Raw genomic sequence first — 19,624 nt, forward strand, 5'->3', positions numbered from 1 at the left:
GGCTGCCTCTCTCACTTTTCCAATGTGAAATCTGACATTAAGATCATATTTTTCTACCAGCTTCTCACCAGAACATTTTTCAACGAGTCCAAGAATAAGATCTTTGCCTTTCCAAATCTTATCTCGTAATCAAAACCTTAAACAATTTTATTTAAAAATTGCTCTACCCTCACTGATTTCTATATTATCTTCTGCCTTGATTGCAAAACGATCTTTATTAGGAAAAGTGATAAAACACCCCTTCATACAAATTGTAACTGTTTGATGCGTATTTAACGAAATATTTAAGGGAATACTCCCTTCAACAATGGTAAGAGATTGTACCTTTAAATCAGTGTTTTTCACAGTTGCTGCAAAAGTTGTTAGAGTTAAAATATCAAACAGAACAACCGCAATAAAAACATACACATATCTTAGCATTCCAAGATTCCCTCCTCAACAAAACGTTTATATAATACAAAACGAAGAGCATTGGTCACCTTAGAAGGTGAAGTAATGTTAGGTACATAAATAGCCAAATTAAATGAAAATTTTTTACTATCAAATGCAGTAAAACTCACCTGTGGTGCAGGATTTTTTAATATTCCTTCTGTTGCTGACGCAATTTCTAGTAGAATTTCAACAACACGCTCTGGAGCAAGATGAGAAGAAACAGTAAGAGGGATATCAATCCGCCCCATTTTACTCCGTCGAGTCCAATTACTGACATTATTATTGATAAGACATGAATTAGGAATAATAATTGTCTTGCGCTGAAATGTTTCCAATTCCGTTGCACGGACACTGATACGTTTGACAATACCACCTACTGACCCAGATTCTATATAGTCTCCTAATTTAAAGGGTCTCCCAACCAAAATAATAAGCCCAGATACAAAATTTTGAACAATATTTTGTAAACCAAAACCTATCCCAAGCGAAAGCCCACCAGCAATGAGAGCAAAATTTCTAAGATCCAAACCTGCCATTGACAATGCTATCAAAGCAGACACAACAACACCAGCATAACTTATAACCGTTTTGATAGAATTACGCACACCAATATCGAATTCTCCATGCGCCAATATCGTGCCATCCAACCAACCAATAAATCGACGAATGACGAAAAAACAGGCGAAAAAAATAACAATTCCTATGAAGAGAGAAATCAAAGAAATAGAGACATTTCCAATTTGAAAACCGGTCATCAACTGCCACAACACGGCTCTCAAATCAGAGTACGAAAAACCAAACTGCACAGCTATTGGCATTGCGCAAAATACAATAACAAACAAATTGAGAAAAATACTCAGAACACCCCCTAATTGATTCATCATTTTCTCTTCTAAATGCAACCATTGCATCAAAGTATGGCCAACGATCGTTTTCATAAATTGGCCTTTAGTTCCAAGTGCTTGTGCACTTTTTATCCCCAAATACATGAGAACTAAAAATGCACCACCAATGATAATTTGCTGCATAATAAAACGCGCCAAACCAACATAACCCCAAAAATTCATCACAATGAGCAATAATCCTAAGAGAATGAAGGAAATGCGTATATAAAATGGCCAAAAGTGTGGTTTTCTTTCTTCATCCTGCAAACGCCCACGTCTGAAACGCCAAGGGACAAATGCAATGACAAAAAGCAGTATCGCTACAAGAAAAACAGCAATAAAACTTTTTGCAATTGTCAGAGATAGAGAAGCTGAAATTATTTGATAAATACTATCGAAGACAGCATCAAGTGCCAAGATTCCACCTAAAACAGTGAGTAAAATCACTAACTGATATGACGCTGACGGCGCAATATTGAAAAGATGTAGCGTATCCGATGATAAAAGAACAACTGCTAAACGATGAATCAAAAAGACTAAAATAATTTGATACCCTATCGTATCAAATACTGTTATGAGCTTTCCTGGATCCAAATTAAAACTACGAAACAAAAATAATACAAGATAAACGCAAACAACACATATCAGCGAAGGAAGAAGAACCGAAATAAAAGCAACGAATAAACGTTGTAGATAAGATATTTCCTCATTGTTCTTGGCCAAATGGGTGTGCACATATGCAAGAACTTTACGAGAAAAATAAGAAAGTCCCAAAGCAATAAAAAGTGGAATAAAAAAGGAAAGAAATAGTTGTAACAGATTGAAATAAAATATAAAATTCCACCAAGAACTCAACAGAAAAAGAAAATCAGATGAAGCCTCTTTTGTTTTCTCAATGATATGTTTAACCATTGGGGTTGAAAACTCAAGCTTGTGCGTAAGTGTACGTTTAAAAAGCTCTCGAGATTGAGAAATAGCAAGTTCGGATATTCTATTTGTAGCCAAAAAGATTGCTTCAAACCGAAGTACTATACTATTAATCTGAGCTTTTTTCTTTATCAAGTGAGAACGCTCCTCATCTATTTTTTTTACATTTTTTAAGTCACTATGGAGCTCTGTTAATTGATCAAGAAGTGCATTAATATCATTAAGAGGAGCACGTAAAACAAACGCTGCTTCTAAAGCACGTTTACTGATATCTTGTGCACGCAAGCGCAGTTCTGTCAAAGCACGCTCATCTTCTCTTTTATTTTCAAGGTCTCTTTTTAAAGTTTCTGTATTTTGTTCAAGACTCTTAATAATAAGCTGTTGTTGTTGAATAATTTTATCAATTGACTGAGAAGTGATTGCTTGTTCAACGACTATATTTTGTGCCCCAAGCTGCCCCAAAGCACAAAAGTGAAATACAACGATAATCCCAGAAATAAAGAAAACTATGCGTAATTTTTTTTCCAAAAATGAATACATATCTGCCTTAAATCTATAAAGAGGAATCCATCCCCCTCTTAGAAAATATGATATGGAAAAAATATTTTCAACTTTTATAAAATAAGCTTATAAAAGCTTCCCCTTATCCTATAATACTGATAATAAGAGAATGGATATTTGTAAGCTGTAAACTCAACAAATTTAAAGAAGGCGCCTCTAGCATGTTTTTTTTGCACCTCTCTTGCAAAAAAGAAAATTTTTTATCCTTTACAATTTGGCTTCTTCTGTCAAGTTTTGGGGTGTTATTGACAAGCAGCCTAGGAACGCGTCCTTATCTAATCAAAAGATCACAAGAAAATAATATAGTGAAAACAGAGACGCTTTATCCACAAAATAAGCGCGAGCAATTGAATGTTACAACAACCAAAAACACAAAACTTATAACATTCCATACAAATCCTGTTTTACCTATCGATACTTTTCAAAACCCTCTCACATTAAGTCTCTTTCTCATAATTACCACAATTATTTACACACAACTTAAAAACCTTCAAACGCAATATTTTTCAAATAAACGCGCTCCTCCTCTTACTTGAATTATAAAACTATCATTTTATCTCAGCCTTTAACTTTTAATACTCTTAAGATTGCCTATAGCGGAATATATCATGCGTACACCCGGTTGGTTAACTACTCTTTATTGTTTTATCCTTTTAAGCAGCATTTACATTGCCTTGCCCAATTTATTTTCGCCAGAACAGGTTAAAAACACACAATTCTTACCCAATACCCGTGTAACACTTGGGCTTGACCTTCAAGGAGGCTCTTCTCTCCTCCTCGAGGTCGATAGCAAAACGCTAAAGCGCGATCAATTACACATAGTTTTAGCAAATGTACGTAATACACTCCGCGAAAAACAAATCCCTACATCGAGTGTTCGTATTATCGAAAATAGCGTCGTTGCAGTTATTTCTGATCCACTACAAACTGAAAAAGCACTCTCTGCTTTAAAGACATTGATAACCCCTATACATAATAGCTTTGGTGCCACAGCGCATGATATCGCTATCAGTTCTCAAAATGAGACTATCCATGTCATATTAACCGAAGCTGGTATAAAAGATCGTATAAGCAATGCTATTGAACAAAGCTTAGAAATCATTCGTCGCCGTATAGATCAAGTTGGTGTTACGGAGCCAGCTATCCAAAAGGTAGGAACTGATCGTATTATGGTTCAATTGCCAGGATTACAAGATCCAAAGCAGCTGCGTGATCTTTTAGGAACAACGGCTAAAATGTCCTTTCATCTGGTACCCTCTAACGTGGATATTAATACCCCCCCTCCAGGTGTTTCAATCCTTCCTGGATATACTGATGAAACGCAACGTTACGCAATTTATGATCAAATCGCCTTAGATGGAAATGTCCTGAAAGATGCCCGTGCAGGTTTCGACCCGCAAATGCCAGGACGTTCTCTTATTTCATTCACCATGAATTCTGCTGGTGCAAAAATATTTGCGGAAATAACACGACAAAATATTAATCGTCCTTTTGCAATCGTTCTTGACAATAAAGTTTTGACTGCCCCTACTATCAATAGTGTTATTCCCAATGGACAAGGTCAAATTACAGGGAACTTTAATCCCAAAGAAGCCTCGACCTTGGCGGCTCTCCTCCGCGCTGGTTCTTTACCTGCACCACTTACTGTGATTGAAGAGAGAACTGTAGGTCCAAATCTTGGTGCTGACGCAATCCGAATGGGGCTTTACACTGGCATAATTGGCTTCGTTCTTGTTACGATTTTTATTTTTCTTCTCTACAGAGTTTGGGGTATCATTGCGAATATAGCATTAGCACTCCACACGATTTTAACATTTGCTGCACTCAGTCTCTTGGGTGCAACCCTCACACTTCCAGGTATTGCTGGTATTATTTTAGGCATAGGTATCGCCGTTGATGCCAATATTCTCATCAATGAGCGTATTCGTGAAGAAAGTCGAAAGGGTGTCAGCGCCTTTGCAGCCTTAGATCGTGGATTTAAACACGCTTTTGCAACCATTGTTGATGCCAATGTTACTGCAATTATTGCAACTATTTTACTGTTTTGGTTTGGTACCGGTCCTGTCCGCGGTTTTGCTGTCACAATGTTGCTTGGTATTATCATCTCCATGTTCACAAATATCACTATTGTGCGCATCATGATGATTTGGGTAATCCGTAAATGGAAAATTAAAACTCTGCATCTTCACTCTGTTTTCAATATCATCCCACAAAGTACATCTTTTCACTTCATGAAAGCGCGCTTCGTCGGTATTGGCGTTTCAATTGTTTTATCACTTGCTTCAGTTTTTCTGTTTTTTAAGCCTGGCTTAAACTTTGGAATTGATTTCATTGGCGGAAGCCAAATGAGTATTACCACAAAAGCACCAGCAAACTTAGCAACCTTGCGTTCTAAGCTTTCTGCCCTTAACATTGGTGAAATTACACTACAAAATATTGACAATGCAAACACTGTTCTGATTCGTATGCAAAAACAAAGCGGCAGTGAAGCACAACAAAGCATTGCCATTGATAAGGTCAAAGCAGCAGTACACACCATCTATCCAGATGCCACATTCGATCAAATAGAGGTTGTGGGTCCCAAAATTTCAGGGGAGCTTGCTACAGCTGCCTTTACTGCTGTTATTCTTGCTGCAATTGCTATGTCCCTCTATATATGGTTGCGCTTCGAATGGTTCTTTGCCGTTGGGGCGATTGTAACACTCATTTTAGACACCACAAAAATGATTGGTTTTTTTGCTTTATTTCAATTTGATTTCAATTTAACAGCCATCGCTGCTCTTTTAACAATTGTTGGTTATTCGATAAATGATAAGGTTGTTGTCTATGACCGAATGCGCGAAAATATGCGCCTTTATAAAAAAATGCAGTTACGTGAACTCATTGATCTCTCAATTAACCAAGTTCTTGTTCGCTGCCTTTTTACATCTGCCACCACAATTCTTGCGATGTTACCGATGGCAATATGGGGTGGAAGTGCGGTCCATAATTTTGCAGTTCCCATGGTCTTTGGAATTATTATTGCAACATCGTCCTCTATCTTTATTGCCGCTCCTATTTTACTCCTGCTAGGAAATTGGTGGCAAGAACGGAGTAATCGTAAAAACACTCAATGAAAAAAATGCTATGCTCATTCACAAACTATTCTCTCTCTTTTCATAAAAAATTATCGTCATTTCAATTCACTCATTTTTTGATAAAAAGTCGTAAATAATCCATGCTCCATGACACACCACTCATTACAACTATCGTTGCAGGTTTATGTTTAGCATTTCTTTTAGGAATGGTTGCTAGCCGTTTGCGTATTTCACCACTTGTGGGGTACTTGTTAGCAGGTGTTATTGTAGGGCCCAATACAGGCGGCTTTAAAATAGATTCTGTTATTATCAACCAACTTGCTGAAATTGGTGTGATTTTGCTGATGTTTGGTGTAGGGCTCCATTTTTCATTAAAAGATCTTTTATCTGTAAAAGCTATTGCTATCCCTGCTGCCATTGCACAGATGGCATTTTCTACTTTTCTAGGCTTGTGTCTTGGTCTGATCATGGGATGGGGATTTGGCGGCAGTCTAGTCTTCGGTTTAGCTTTATCAATAGCAAGTACTGTTATCCTCCTGCGTGCTTTGCAAGAACGCCATCTTATTGAAACAGAAAAAGGACGCATTGCGGTTGGTTGGTTGATTATTGAAGATTTAGCGATGGTTCTTATACTCGTTCTCATACCATCACTAGCAAATATCCTTGGCAATACAAAAAAAGAAGCGGTTGATCCTCTTGTTCAATGGTTAGATTTAAGTATTGGGGGAATTTTTTGTCTCACCATCTTGAAAGTTCTCATCTTTATCGCCCTTATGCTTGTTATTGGACGGCGTGTTATCCCATGGTTATTAAAAGTGAGTGCACAATCGGGGTCACGAGAATTATTTCGTCTTAGCGTTTTTGCGATTGCACTAGGTGTAGCATTTGGAGCAGCCCATTTATTTGGTGTTTCTCTTTCTCTTGGTGCTTTTTTTGCAGGCATGGTTATGAGTGAATCAGAATTAAGTCATCGTGCAGCGGAAGAATCCTTACCACTACGAGACGCATTTTCTGTTCTCTTCTTTGTTTCTGTAGGCATGTTATTTGATCCAGGAAAACTATTCACCCATTTTTTTCCTCTTTTAGCAACGCTCTCCATTATTATATTAGGAAAATCTGTTGTTGCATTTTTCATCGTTAAAGCTTTTCGCTATTCTAACACAACAGCCTTGACCATTTCTGCAAGCCTTGCCCAAATCGGAGAATTTTCTTTTATCCTTGCAGGTTTAAGTTTGAGTTTAGGACTTTTAAACAACGACGCCCATGATTTAATCCTTGGAGGTGCGATTCTTTCTATTTTGCTCAATCCTCTTGTTTTTATTGCCTGTGATAAAATTAAAAAACGTCTAGAACATTTGCCTATGAATTTACAAGATACACAAAAAATCAGTGATGTTGATCCGCAAGATTCTGACCAAGATTTTTTACCAACAACTTTAACAAACCATATTGTGATTATTGGCTACGAACGTATTGGTAAATCTGTTGCATTATCCTTAAAAAACAGAGGTGAACCTATAGTGATTGTTGAAGAATCAAAACGCCTCGCTGATAAAGCAATTGCAGACGGGTTCGAGGTCATTTGCGGTAATATTATTCAACAAGAAATAATGAACGCCGCAAATATGAGTGCTGCATATAAAGTTGTTATTACAATGCGAAGTACCATTGAAGTAGGAGAATGTATAGTGAATATACGTGATATGAAGAAAGATATTCAGATAATCACGCATGCATTATCCGATGTAGAAACAACTTATCTCATTGATTTAGGTGCAAATGTTGTAGTAACGGATGATGAGGAAATTGCCAATGGTATTATCGAGCATATAGAGGAACAAAGATCTGTCAAAAATATGCACAATCATGAACTAAATTTAAGAAAACATGAAATGGGTAAAGAAGCGTGAAAATAAAGCAATTTATATGGCCATTTGTTGGCATCCTAGCAATGCTGATTTCTATCCGCATTCTTTATGTGAAACTTTCGGCCATTTCTTTTGGTGATGTACTGGAACGCTTGAGTAATTTAAATGCACAAGACTGGTTGTTAGCCTGTTTGTGCTCTCTTCTAGCTTATGCTGCTCTTGCCGGATATGACCGAATTGCCTTGCAACATCTGGGCCATAAAATTTCTTGGATTTTTATCGCTATATGTTCGTTTACTACTTATGCACTTTCGCATAATATCGGCGCTTCCGTTTTTTCTGGTGCAGTTGTACGTTATCGTGCCTATAAAATGAAAGGATTAAATGGAACAGAAATCGCAATATTGGTAGGTTTTTGTTCTTTTACTTTTGTGATAGGTACAATCTTACTTTTTGGAATTGTTTTGATTCTGAAACCTGAAATTATTACTCTCATTCATGATGAGCTTCCTAAATGGCTTGGAACAACAATTGGGTTAATTCTGCTTAGCTGTATAGCACTTTATACTTTTGGCAGCTGGCTTCAATTAAAACCGTTACACTTGAGTAAAAAAATTCAGCTTTCTTACCCGCAACTGAAGATTGTCATTCAACAGCTTCTCATTAGCCCTCTAGAACTTTTAGGAGCAGCAGGAATTATATACGCTGTCCTCCCGCATAATACAGATATTCATTTTATTTCTGTGCTCGGTGTTTTTCTCGCATCTTTCACGATAACTCTTCTTTCCAATGCCCCTGCTGGAGGGATTGGTGTTTTGGAAGCTTTATTCATAACAGGTATGCCCAGTATAAATCCAACGGATGTTATTGTAGCACTTATTGTCTTTAGAATGCTTTATTTGATTATACCACTCATCATTTCATTATTTGTCGTAGCAATTTTTGAAACGCAACAATATTGGAAACAGAGCCCCAAAGCACCACCTAAATAAATAAAGGGAAATCATGCCTTTCTTTTTCGTGTACGTGTAATAACAACAACTACACAGAATTTAATTTTGTGTATCAATCAAGTTGCTATCTTTTTGATATTATAATTCTTCTTCAAAGAATCATTCATAAATCCACCAAATGAATCTCTGTATAGAAAAACAACTTCTTCTGTAACTATTCAAATTGATCATTGCTATTTTATAATAGAAAGTGTTTTTCTATCACCTTACTTATAAAGTAATGCGCTTTTTTCTTGTCATACAAGTGGAGAAATAAGAATTTTAGATAAATTCCGGCGATCCATTTCGATGACTTTAAAACACAAACCATCAGCTTCAAAGCTTTCCCCCTCATTCGGCAAATGACCAAACCGCCAAAGCATAAATCCTGCCAAAGTCGTATAACGATCTGCTTCATCAACAAGATTACGCCCCAGATAACTACTTAGACGACGGATATCAGCATATCCTTCAACAAGAAGGCTCCCATTTTCAAGTTGTTCAGCTATCATAGGTTCTTCATCATCATCAGGAAAATCACCAGCAATAGCTTCAAGAATATCTGTTGGTGTTGCAATTCCTTCAAAAGATCCATGTTCATCAACAATAATTGCAAGCTGGATTGAAGAATGACGTAATTGCTCCATCAATCGCAAAACACTTGTATTTTCGTGAACGACGAGGGGTTCCCGCATAGCTTTTTTCCAATTGATTTTTTTGCCCTCAGCCAAGTTTAAAAGAAGATCTTTTGTCAAAGCAACACCAACAAATTCATCTACTTTTTCACGTGCTAAAATTAAGCGACTATGTTTAACTTGTTGCAGTTCTTCACGCATTTCATTCTCATCGCTGTTTAAATCTAACCACTCAATTTCATTGCGTGGCGACATAATAGAACGAACAGGACGATCAGCCAAATCGAGAACACCACGAATCATTTCCTTTTCTTCTGGTCTAAATAATTCAGAAGCTGCGGCCTGTTCAGCAATAACATCTACAGTCTCACCAAAATTTCCGTCTTTGTTTCCCCCACCTAAGAGTCTCAAAACAGCATCAGCTGTTCGACCACGCAGATCATTTGTTGTAATCATCTTCTCACGATTACGACGCCCAATTTGATTAAAAGCTTCAATGAGAACGGAAAAACCAATAGCAGCATACAAATATCCTTTTGGAATATGAAAGCCAAATCCTTCAACAATGAGGGTAAAGCCTATCATCATCAAAAAGCCAAGACAAAGAATGACTATAGTGGAATGACGATTAATAAAACGCATAAGCACGCCAGATCCACACATCATCACCCCCATAGCAGCAATAACTGCTATATACATAACCACTGCCTGTTCTTTGACAATCATACCTGTTGCAGTAATAATACTATCTAGAGAAAAAACAGCATCCAGCACCACGATTTGAACAATGACCTGCCAAAAAACCGCATAAGCAATGCCTGTTTTTCTTTCATGCGACACTCCTTCTAATCTTTCATGTAATTCTAGCGTTGCCTTTGCCAGTAAAAAACCCCCACCACCAATTAAAATAAGACTATGCCAACTAAAAACAAAAGATGAGAATGAAAAAATGATCGTATCAAAATTCATCACCCATCCAATAACCGTGAGAAGAAAAAGCCGCATAACTAATGCTAAAGTGAGACCTATCAATCGTGCACGATCACGCAAATGCAGTGGCAATTTTTCAGCTAAAATCGCAATAAAGATGAGGTTATCTATTCCTAAAACAATTTCAAGAAAAACCAACGTGACCAAGCCAAACCACGCATGGGGATCAGTGATCCAATCCATCATAGTTCACCCTTTAAAAACCTAAAAGTGCACAATTGATAAAACAGATTCATGAGCTTTCATTCGCACAATTGATCAAGAAAATTGAGTGCAAAAAAATTGCGTTAGCAGAAAGAAACACACTTCCTAGACGCGCGCAGTTACTGATAAAATTTACAAAATAGTACAACAGCCTACACTTCTTACAATCACAAGAAGGCTCTTCTGAATTTTTCTCGGGCATTACGCTCGATGATCCTCCAACTATAGTCCCATAATAATCAGAACATTTATTTACAGGGCCTTTTATAATGGGTCTATTTTGATCTAAGATCAAGAGGTCTGTATCATATTTTTAATTGTATAACCAATCTCGTTATAAACGAGAGCATTTTCAGATAAAAAACAAGAAAATCATCTAGACTTCCTTTCTTAGGAACGTTATAGAATTGTTATTCTTATCTTTCAAGAAGCATTGGGTGATTAGCTCAGTCGGTAGAGCAGCTGACTCTTAATCAGCGGGTCGTGGGTTCGATCCCCTCATCACCCACCATACGCTTTTAAGATTCATGTAACTTATTGATTTTCCATATACTTTTTAAAGGTGTGGGGTGCATAAATAAAAGTGAGGGAATAGGATTTTCAGATCATGTTTCTACAACGGGGGATTTTTTCTTTTCTCTTTGTAGATTGTCAGCGGGTTTTGTATATTTTGACACGAGGTTTTGTACCAATTTATTTTTCAAAGGTTTTTAAAGAGGCTCTCAAAGGGTCTTCAAAGATCTTTCAAAAGTTATTTAAAGTCTCTTTCATGAATCTTTTTAAAACGTACAATTTGAAATGATCAACTCCTTAGAAGAAGCTCTCCATTAAGACCACATGAAATACTCGTTATCATGATAAATGCATATTCTCACTGAGATTTTTTGAGAGTTTCTTCTAAAAAACACACTGCAAACAAATAAACAGATAAATAAATACCCAAAATATAAACTAATGACAAAAAACCAAATATATTCACCATATACGCACTAAGGTAAAAAAATACCAATAAGCTAAGCCTCCCAACAGTTGACAAGAAAGATTCATATGTGTCCCTGAGATTATCGCTAATGCTATCATGCAGGACAACTTCTACACGAAGGGATGTGTACTTAATTAAATAAAAAATCATACAGACTAAAAGAACAGCAATTTCTTTTCTTGGATCAAAGAAAGCAGCTGTAAAAATCATAGAAGCTGAAAGAAACAGCAATAAAACAAAATTCATCCTCTCACTCAGTTTTGTAAAGAGGAAACTTGCCAATAACTGAGAAAACAATATAAGAGAAAATATCACACCAAGATAAAAATAAGTAACATGAATATCATAATCTTTAAATATCCACTGCCAATACTGCGAAAATATATTGAAAAAAATAAGCGAAAAATAAAAACATAGAGAGATATAAGGAACTTTAACAAAAAGAGAGAACATCTCTCTTGCGTCAGAAATTAAAGAATTGGCTTTTCTTAACTTTTGCTCTCCTTTGAGATCATCCAAAAAAAATAAACCAAATATTGTTGTTATCATCATTAAAAATGCCGAGATATACCATATATATTGACGAGAGTAATCGGCAAAATATGCACCTATCAAACTAAATATAAACATGCCAATGTAATTATATTGAGAGCTTGAACCAAGTACTTTTTTAGTAGATGTAAGTTTTGTTTTCGCATATTGAACAAGTAAAGCATTATAGGCACCAGCAATCAATGTAAGTGATAATGCATTAAAAAATTCTGCCAAAAGAAAACCATTAAAGCTTGTAGAAACTCCCATGAGAAATAGCCATGTGGCTGCAAAAGCTGCCGCTAAAATGATAGATAATTTATAACTTTTTCTATCTGCAAAATATCCAAGAGGAATATCTGTCACCATCATAATAAAAGCTTGAAATGACTTAATGATACCTATATCGATAAGAGTTAACCCTTTCTCAAACATATAAAATACAATAAAGGCACCTGTTAAAATTCTTATACCGTTAAATAAAAATCCAAACGCTAATATACTCGTCATTTATTCCCCAATAACGCCGATAAAGTAATCAATACATCACTTTAATATAAAAATTTATCTTTTATTACAAATATGGCAACAGCCGCTATACAGATCTCCAATCCTAACCATTTGATATCCGGAAAAATGCCGGAAAAATGAATGAATAATGTCCTTATCATAATTTGACATTTATCAAAACCAGTTAATTGTATGATATGTGCCATAAAAGCATGGACAATCCAATTCTAGGCCTTCATCGGCTTGTCCGTATAAATCTGGATAAATAATACGCAATTCATCGCCAACGATTTCTTACAAAAAAAGATTTTCAGAAACTGCTAGCAGCATTCTCTTTATTACCTTGCACCATAATGGCATCAATTTGGCCATAATTTAAAATCTCAAAAATAGCATATGTAAACACTCAATTTCTGAAGAATTCTTTTTTATGAAATGAAAAATACTTTTCACAAAAAAGATATATCCTATATATACATAAAATAACTGTGGAGATATTTTTATGTTAAATTTACAAACTGCTTCAATGATACCTAATTCTTCTATGGTTAAAATGTTAAGACGATTTTCAATCGCTCTTTTTTTAGTATTTTTAATACCATTTTTAAGTGGCTGTGGATTTAATACAATACCAACAAATGAAGAAAAAGCACATGCGGCATGGAGTGAAGTTCTGAACCAGTACCAACGTCGTGCAGATCTCATTCCTAATCTTGTAGAAACTGTCAAAGCTTATGCTGCGCATGAACAAGCTGTTTTTACAAATGTTATTGAAGCACGTGCCAAAGCAACACAAATCAACATTAATGCTGATATGTTGAATAATCCAGAGATAATGAAGCAATATCTCAACAATCAAGCCAATTTATCAAGCGCACTTTCACGTCTTATGGCTGTTGTCGAAAACTATCCTGATCTTAAAGCAAATCAGAATTTTCTTGCTCTGCAATCGCAATTAGAAGGCACTGAAAATCGGATTTCTGTTGCACGGCGTGATTATATCGAAACCGTACGCATCTACAATACGGCTCTCAAGACAATGCCAACAATGCTTTGGGCAAAACTATGGTTTCGTGATGCTAAGCCTATGCCAACATTTACGATTGACACCAATAACCAACAAGCACCGCAGGTCCATTTTAATTAATGAAATCGTTTCGACATCCTATACAACGCAGTGTTCCCCCATGCTTATGGGCTTTTTTAAGCGCTCTCTGTTTGGTTGTCGCATTGGGAAGTGTCACTTACGCGCAGATTAAGTTTCCTTCGCTAACAGGCTATGTTAACGATTTAGCGCATTTGCTCGATAATGCAACAAAACAAAATCTAACAGAAAAACTAGCGGAACTCGAAGAGAAAACAGGAGATCAGATTGTTATTATCACTCTTCCTACTCTTTCAGGAAACGATATAGAGACCTATAGCAATGCTCTTTTCCGCACATGGGGATTAGGCCAAAAACAGCTTAATAACGGTGTATTATTGGTCATTGCGCCAAATGAACGCGAAATGCGTATTGAAGTGGGATATGGTTTGGAAGGCGTGCTAACAGATGCTCTTTCTTCAGTTATCATTAATAGCTTTGTTCTTCCCAATTTTCGTGAAGGAAATTATCAAAAAGGTGTTATTGAAGCAGTTCATGCAATTATCAACATTCTTACAGAAAGTGATTCTGAATTTTCTTTTAGAATGAGAGAAAAAGCTAAAATTGTCGAAGCGCAACGAAAACAAGCCGAAAAAGAACAAATGATAGCCAATACAATCATATTTTTAATTCTTTTTATTGTGTTTGGTTTGCCTATTCTCGCAATGATTTTTGGAAAAAAAGTAGGACCACAGAAATATCTCTGGATGGGGATCGTCTTCACACCTTGGTTTCTTAACTTAAGAGCCGGTGGTAGATATCCTCCTGGAAGATTTGGTGGCCCTTCAGGAGGAGGAGGTTTCAGGGGTGGTGGTGGCTCATCTGGTGGTGGTGGTGCAACAGGAAGATGGTAAAACGCGTGTCACTTCTAAACAGAGTGTATTTTCTTTAAAATGAAATTTATTGCTGTATAATCTTCATTGTAATAAAAAATTCTATATTCTACTCTGCAATTCTTTTACTGATTATAACAAGAACGCGAACATCAACGTAAATATTGCTCATGAAATATGAATTAAAACATATTAATCGTAACCACTTACCGCATCACTTTAAAACACGCCCTGGAAGTCCACCAGTTGAATGGAAAATAAGTCATAACTTGGTCGAATATCCTGAAGCACTGTGTTATATGCAAAAGCGTGTAGAAGATATTCTTGAAAAAAACGCCCGTGAACAGGTTTGGCTTCTTGAACATCCTTCACTTTATACAGCTGGGACAAGTGCCAATAAAAAAGATCTTTTAACACCTGATGTATTTCCTGTTTATGAAGCAGGACGTGGTGGTGAATTTACCTATCATGGTCCAGGACAACGTATTGCTTATATTATGCTTGATCTCAAACGCAGGAAACAAGACATTCGCGCTTTTATTAGCGCATTAGAAGAATGGATTATACAAACTCTTGCAAAATTTAATATAAAAGGAGAACGTCGTGAAGATCGCGTTGGAGTCTGGATTAAAAGATCCAATTTCCCATCAACACAAAACAATATTGCTTCGGAAGATAAAATTGCGGCTATTGGCATTCGAGTGCGCAAATGGGTAAGCTTTCATGGAGTCTCTATTAATATTCATCCTAATTTAGCGCATTATGCAGGAATTATTCCCTGTGGAATTACAAAACATGGCGTAACCAGCTTTCTTGATTTAGGTGTTCCTGTAACAATGGATGATATTGATATTGCTCTACAACAAGCATTTGAACAAATTTTCGGTCCAACAATTGATGTTTCCTAACTGCATTGATTTTTAAATAAAAAACAGGCATAAAATTCATTCTAATGAATAATTTTATTTTATGAGGTGGATAATCAAACGCTATGAGCGATAACAGCAAAGATCTTTTTAGTATTTTAAATAATGCGCAGTCTCGGGTAAATACAAACGCAAAAAATCCGCAATCTCCCGTGAACTCAGAAAGAAGAGCTTCAGAAAAAAAGACAAAAGATACACAAGAAGATAGTTATAATGCCCTCTCTATTCGCGTACTTGAAGGCTTAGAGCCTGTGCGTTTACGCCCTGGAATGTATATTGGTGGAACAGATAGTAAAGCACTGCATCATTTGTTTGCTGAAATTATTGATAATGCCATGGATGAAGCTGTTGCTGGTTACGCAGACTTCATTGATGTATCGTTAGATAAAAATGGTTATTTAACGGTTACAGATAATGGGCGCGGTATTCCTGTCGAAAATCACCCTCAAATGCCTGACAAATCTACTCTTGAAGTCATCATGACACAACTCCATTCAGGTGGAAAATTCGATGGAAAAGCCTATCAAACTGCTGGTGGGCTACATGGTGTAGGAATTTCTGTCGTCAATGCTCTTTCTGATGATATGGAAGTCGAAGTAGCACGAGATCGAAAACTTTATCGACAACGCTTCTCACGTGGTATTCCTCAATCTGAATTGGAAAATTTGGGTGATGTTTATAATCGTCGTGGCACACGCGTTCGTTTTCACCCTGATAGTGAAATTTTTGGTGAAAAAGCAGCTTTTGATCCAGAAAAAATTTATAAGATGGCACGCTCCAAGGCCTATCTTTTTGGCGGCGTAAAAATTCGATGGAATTGTGATCCTATCATCCTTGAAGGCACAAAAAATATTCCTGAAAAAGCTGTTTTCCATTTCCCCGATGGACTCAAAGATTATTTGCTCTCATCATTGAAAGATGAATATCGGGTAACGTCAGAAGTTTTTTCTGGCAAAACAAAACAATGTAATGGCCATGGCTCCGTTGAATGGGCGATTGCTTGGCATGGTGGCGATTCTTGCGTACAGTCTTACTGTAATACCATTCCTACTGGAGAAGGCGGAACACACGAAATAGGACTACGGCAAGCTCTTTTGCGCGGATTGAAATCCTATGGTGAATTAATAGGAAACAAACGTGCTGCTATCATCACCTCTGATGATGTTATGATTTCAACAGTTGCAATACTTTCAGTTTTCATCAGAAATCCTGAATTTGTTGGACAAACCAAGGACCGATTAGCAACAATTGAAGCACAACGTATCGTTGAAAATGCAATACGCGATCCTTTCGATCATTGGCTAACAAATTCTCCACAAGAATCAACAAAACTTCTTGATTGGGTTATTGAACGTGCTGAAGAACGCGTAAGACGGCGCCAAGATAGAGAAATAAATCGTAAAACGGCTGTCCGTAAATTACGTCTGCCAGGTAAACTCGCAGATTGTAGCCAAAACAGTGCTACTGGTGCTGAATTGTTTATTGTTGAAGGTGATTCAGCTGGTGGTTCCGCTAAACAAGCGCGCAACAGAGCAAACCAAGCAATTTTACCTCTTCGTGGAAAAATCTTAAATGTAGCCAGTGCTGCCCATGAAAAAATGAACGCAAGCCAAACAATTAGTGACCTCATACTTGCCCTTGGATGTGGGACACGCTCTAAATATCGCGAAAAAGATCTCAGATATGAACGTATTATTATTATGACGGATGCAGATGTCGATGGTGCTCATATTGCCTCACTTCTCATTACCTTCTTTTTTCAAGAGATGCCCGATCTTATTCGTCAAGGACACTTATACCTTGCCGTGCCTCCTCTTTACCGAATATCGCAAGGAGGAAAAGTTGCCTATGCACGTGATGACACCCATAAAGATGAATTGCTTAAGACTGAATTCACTGGAAAAGCTAAAATCGAAATTGGGCGTTTTAAAGGGCTTGGTGAAATGCGTGCTGAACAACTTAAAGAAACAACTATGCATCCTCAAAAACGTACACTGTTACGCGTTTCTATTGATGCAATGGACATGCAAGAAACGAAAGATACCGTGGAAAGTCTTATGGGAACAAAACCAGAAGCGCGGTTTCGTTTTATCCAAGAAAACTCTACTTTTGCCTCCAATCTAGACATTTAATTCTCAGAAAATATCCTTCTCACACCACTGCTGCCGCGTCAATCACGCGCAGCTGTGGGGTGATCGTTCCATTCCAATAATTCAAACTCAGATGACCGGCCAAATGAATCATTTCACCAATATTTTCAGAAAGAAAATGACCAAGTGATGTCCCCACAGCACGAAAAGCTATTCCTCGCAGTTTTTTTCCTTCAAGATTCGAGACAACAAGGCGCAAATGCCCTTTACCAACCTCACACAGATTAATTAACCGGTGAGAGGGAAAAACAAAAACAGGGGTAGCATTTCCTGAACCAAATGGCCCTGCTTTTTCGATCATCTCAAAAAGCGTTTGATTAGCACCAGAAGCAGAAAGGCAACCATCTATCCTCAGAGACTTTTCAGCATGCAACTGCGAAACCATTAAAGAGACTTTTTCTTCTAGCCATTCTCGAAAAACTTCAATTTTTGTCGCTTGGATTGTGATCCCTGCTGCCATACTATGCCCTCCCCCTTTTTCTAATAGATTTAATGTCACAGCCTCACGAACAAGTGCACCTAAATCTATGCCATTAATTGAACGCCCCGATCCCACACCGCTTCCATCTTCTTTCAAAGCAATTGTAAAAACAGGGCAAAAAAAACGCTCTTTTAAGCGGGATGCAAGAATACCAATAACACCTGGATGCCATTCTTGATGCGCAATAACAATTGATAGAGGAGTATCCTGATTTTGATAAAGAGAATCAATATAAGATTCTGCTTGCGCCAATTGAATACTCTCCATCTCTTGACGCTCTTGATTAAGCTGATTCAATTGTTCTGCTATTTTTTCAGCTTCCTCTTTATCCTCACAACAAAGCAAACGTGCTCCTAAAGCTTGGTCGCCAATACGCCCTCCTGCATTAACTCTAGGACCTAATAAAAAACCCAAATGAAAACTATTAAGCGGCTCACCTATCCGTGCAACCTTTGTTAGAGCCACTATACCGTGATTATAAAGAGAACGTGCAACTTGGAGCCCTTTAACCACAAAGGCACGATTCACACCCTGTAATGGCACAACATCACAGATGGTTGCTAACGCAACAAGATCGAGCATACTGAGAAGATCAGGAAGATTTTCTCTCAACTTCTTTTTCTTCAACAAATGATTAACCCATGCTAACGTAACAAAGACAACGCCAGCAGCACACAAATGCCCTTGTCCAGAAAAATCATCAGGGCGATTAGGATTAACAAGGGCAATAGCCTCTTGATGAACCTCAGACATTTGATGATGATCTAAAACCACAACATCAGCGCCTTCAAGCCTTGCTGCTTTAACCGCCTCTGGACTGTTTGCCCCACAATCAACGGTAATAATGAGATGGGCACCTTCTTGCACGAGCATCCTCATCGCTTGCTCATTAGGGCCATATCCTTCCACAATCCGATCCGGAATATAAATTTTTACTTCTACACCCAAACAACGGAGAAAACGTGCCACGAGTGCTGATGAACAGGCACCATCGACATCATAATCACCAAAAACCGCCACCTTCTCTTTCTGCAAAATGGCCTCAACGATGCGCTCTGCCGCACATTGCAAATCGGCAAAACTTTCTGGATTAGGCATGAGTGTACGCAATGTTGGGTTGATAAAAGCAACCGCTTCAGATTCATCCACATCTCTTGCCGAAAGAACACGAGCAAGCTCATCTGGAAAACCAAATTTTTGGGAAATCGCACGCGCGTTATTTACCCCTTGAATATCAAGAGCATCCAACCACGCTTGCCCACAAGCAGAAGATTTAACATTGAGAAAATAACGAGACTGCTGCATCACGACTTACTCTTACAATGAAAGCCAATGAAATACAATCGGATGTTCAGGACAAAACACTCTTTCGCAGTATCTATTTTACAGTAAAATATGCATAAGCACCTTTCAATATGAAGTATTATAATACCTCAATTGTAAGATACTGTTTTATTAAGTTTTTATTTTCTCTTGACGCAATTCGAAAGACATTAT

13 protein-coding genes and 1 tRNA gene are annotated in these 19,624 nt (G+C 37.3%); 9 read left to right on the forward strand and 5 right to left on the reverse strand.

The genetic code is table 11. From position 1 onward, the window contains the following. Positions 1-147: 147 nt before the first annotated feature. On the reverse strand, positions 148-420 hold the full coding sequence (locus NPX99_RS03045; protein ID WP_269030322.1) for a hypothetical protein: 273 nt from the start codon (positions 418-420) through the stop codon (positions 148-150). Further along, positions 414-2,783, reverse strand: a complete 2,370-nt coding sequence (locus NPX99_RS03050) for a mechanosensitive ion channel domain-containing protein (RefSeq protein WP_269030326.1) — start codon at positions 2,781-2,783, stop codon at positions 414-416. The genes NPX99_RS03045 and NPX99_RS03050 overlap by 7 nt, the downstream gene beginning before the upstream one ends. A gap of 182 nt (positions 2,784-2,965) precedes the next feature. On the opposite strand from NPX99_RS03050, the gene NPX99_RS03055 reads away from it, so the two are divergent. The 4 genes from NPX99_RS03055 to NPX99_RS03070 all read left to right on the forward strand — a co-directional run bounded on the left by NPX99_RS03055 (position 2,966) and on the right by NPX99_RS03070 (position 8,741). After that, positions 2,966-3,340: a hypothetical protein gene (locus NPX99_RS03055; protein ID WP_269030328.1), complete on the forward strand. Its 375-nt coding sequence runs from the start codon at positions 2,966-2,968 to the stop codon at positions 3,338-3,340. A 72-nt stretch (positions 3,341-3,412) separates the two neighbouring features. Next, complete coding sequence (gene secD / locus NPX99_RS03060; protein ID WP_269030329.1) at positions 3,413-5,920, forward strand: protein translocase subunit SecD; 2,508 nt, start codon at positions 3,413-3,415, stop codon at positions 5,918-5,920. A gap of 101 nt (positions 5,921-6,021) precedes the next feature. Continuing rightward, positions 6,022-7,791 carry a YbaL family putative K(+) efflux transporter gene (gene ybaL / locus NPX99_RS03065; RefSeq protein ID WP_269030331.1) on the forward strand — a complete coding sequence of 590 codons (1,770 nt, stop codon included), beginning with the start codon at positions 6,022-6,024 and terminating at the stop codon, positions 7,789-7,791. Next, positions 7,788-8,741: a lysylphosphatidylglycerol synthase transmembrane domain-containing protein gene (locus tag NPX99_RS03070; RefSeq protein ID WP_269030332.1), complete on the forward strand. Its 954-nt coding sequence runs from the start codon at positions 7,788-7,790 to the stop codon at positions 8,739-8,741. Before ybaL ends, NPX99_RS03070 begins: the two co-directional genes overlap by 4 nt. Positions 8,742-8,998: 257 nt before the next feature. Here the strand turns inward: NPX99_RS03070 and NPX99_RS03075 are convergent, their stop codons facing one another. Beyond that, positions 8,999-10,552, reverse strand: a complete 1,554-nt coding sequence (locus NPX99_RS03075) for a TerC family protein (RefSeq protein ID WP_269030334.1) — start codon at positions 10,550-10,552, stop codon at positions 8,999-9,001. Between the two features lie 453 nt (positions 10,553-11,005). On the opposite strand from NPX99_RS03075, the gene NPX99_RS03080 reads away from it, so the two are divergent. Further along, positions 11,006-11,081, forward strand: a tRNA-Lys gene (locus tag NPX99_RS03080). Positions 11,082-11,441: 360 nt separating this feature from the next. Here the strand turns inward: NPX99_RS03080 and NPX99_RS03085 are convergent. Continuing rightward, positions 11,442-12,593: an MFS transporter gene (locus NPX99_RS03085; RefSeq protein ID WP_269030335.1), complete on the reverse strand. Its 1,152-nt coding sequence runs from the start codon at positions 12,591-12,593 to the stop codon at positions 11,442-11,444. A gap of 502 nt (positions 12,594-13,095) precedes the next feature. Here NPX99_RS03085 and NPX99_RS03090 point away from each other — a divergent pair. The 4 genes from NPX99_RS03090 (at position 13,096) to parE (ending at position 17,628) form a co-directional block, all read left to right on the forward strand. Further along, the gene (locus tag NPX99_RS03090; protein WP_269030337.1) at positions 13,096-13,740 is read left to right on the forward strand and encodes a LemA family protein; all 645 of its coding nucleotides are present in this window, start codon (positions 13,096-13,098) and stop codon (positions 13,738-13,740) included. Further along, entirely contained in the window at positions 13,740-14,591 is an 852-nt protein-coding gene (locus tag NPX99_RS03095) for a TPM domain-containing protein (protein WP_269030338.1), read from the forward strand. The genes NPX99_RS03090 and NPX99_RS03095 overlap by 1 nt, the downstream gene beginning before the upstream one ends. Before the next feature lie 149 nt (positions 14,592-14,740). Next, positions 14,741-15,478 (forward strand): lipoyl(octanoyl) transferase LipB, encoded by a 738-nt coding sequence (gene lipB / locus NPX99_RS03100; RefSeq protein ID WP_269030340.1) that lies wholly within the window; start codon positions 14,741-14,743, stop codon positions 15,476-15,478. Between the two features lie 83 nt (positions 15,479-15,561). Then, entirely contained in the window at positions 15,562-17,628 is a 2,067-nt protein-coding gene (parE, locus tag NPX99_RS03105) for a DNA topoisomerase IV subunit B (protein ID WP_269030342.1), read from the forward strand. A gap of 19 nt (positions 17,629-17,647) precedes the next feature. Here parE and recJ read toward each other — a convergent pair whose 3' ends face one another. Further along, positions 17,648-19,432: a single-stranded-DNA-specific exonuclease RecJ gene (recJ, locus tag NPX99_RS03110; RefSeq protein ID WP_269030576.1), complete on the reverse strand. Its 1,785-nt coding sequence runs from the start codon at positions 19,430-19,432 to the stop codon at positions 17,648-17,650. Positions 19,433-19,624: the final 192 nt, after the last annotated feature.

It is taken from the genome of Bartonella sp. 220B (genome assembly GCF_026930205.1).
Taxonomy (GTDB): domain Bacteria; phylum Pseudomonadota; class Alphaproteobacteria; order Rhizobiales; family Rhizobiaceae; genus Bartonella.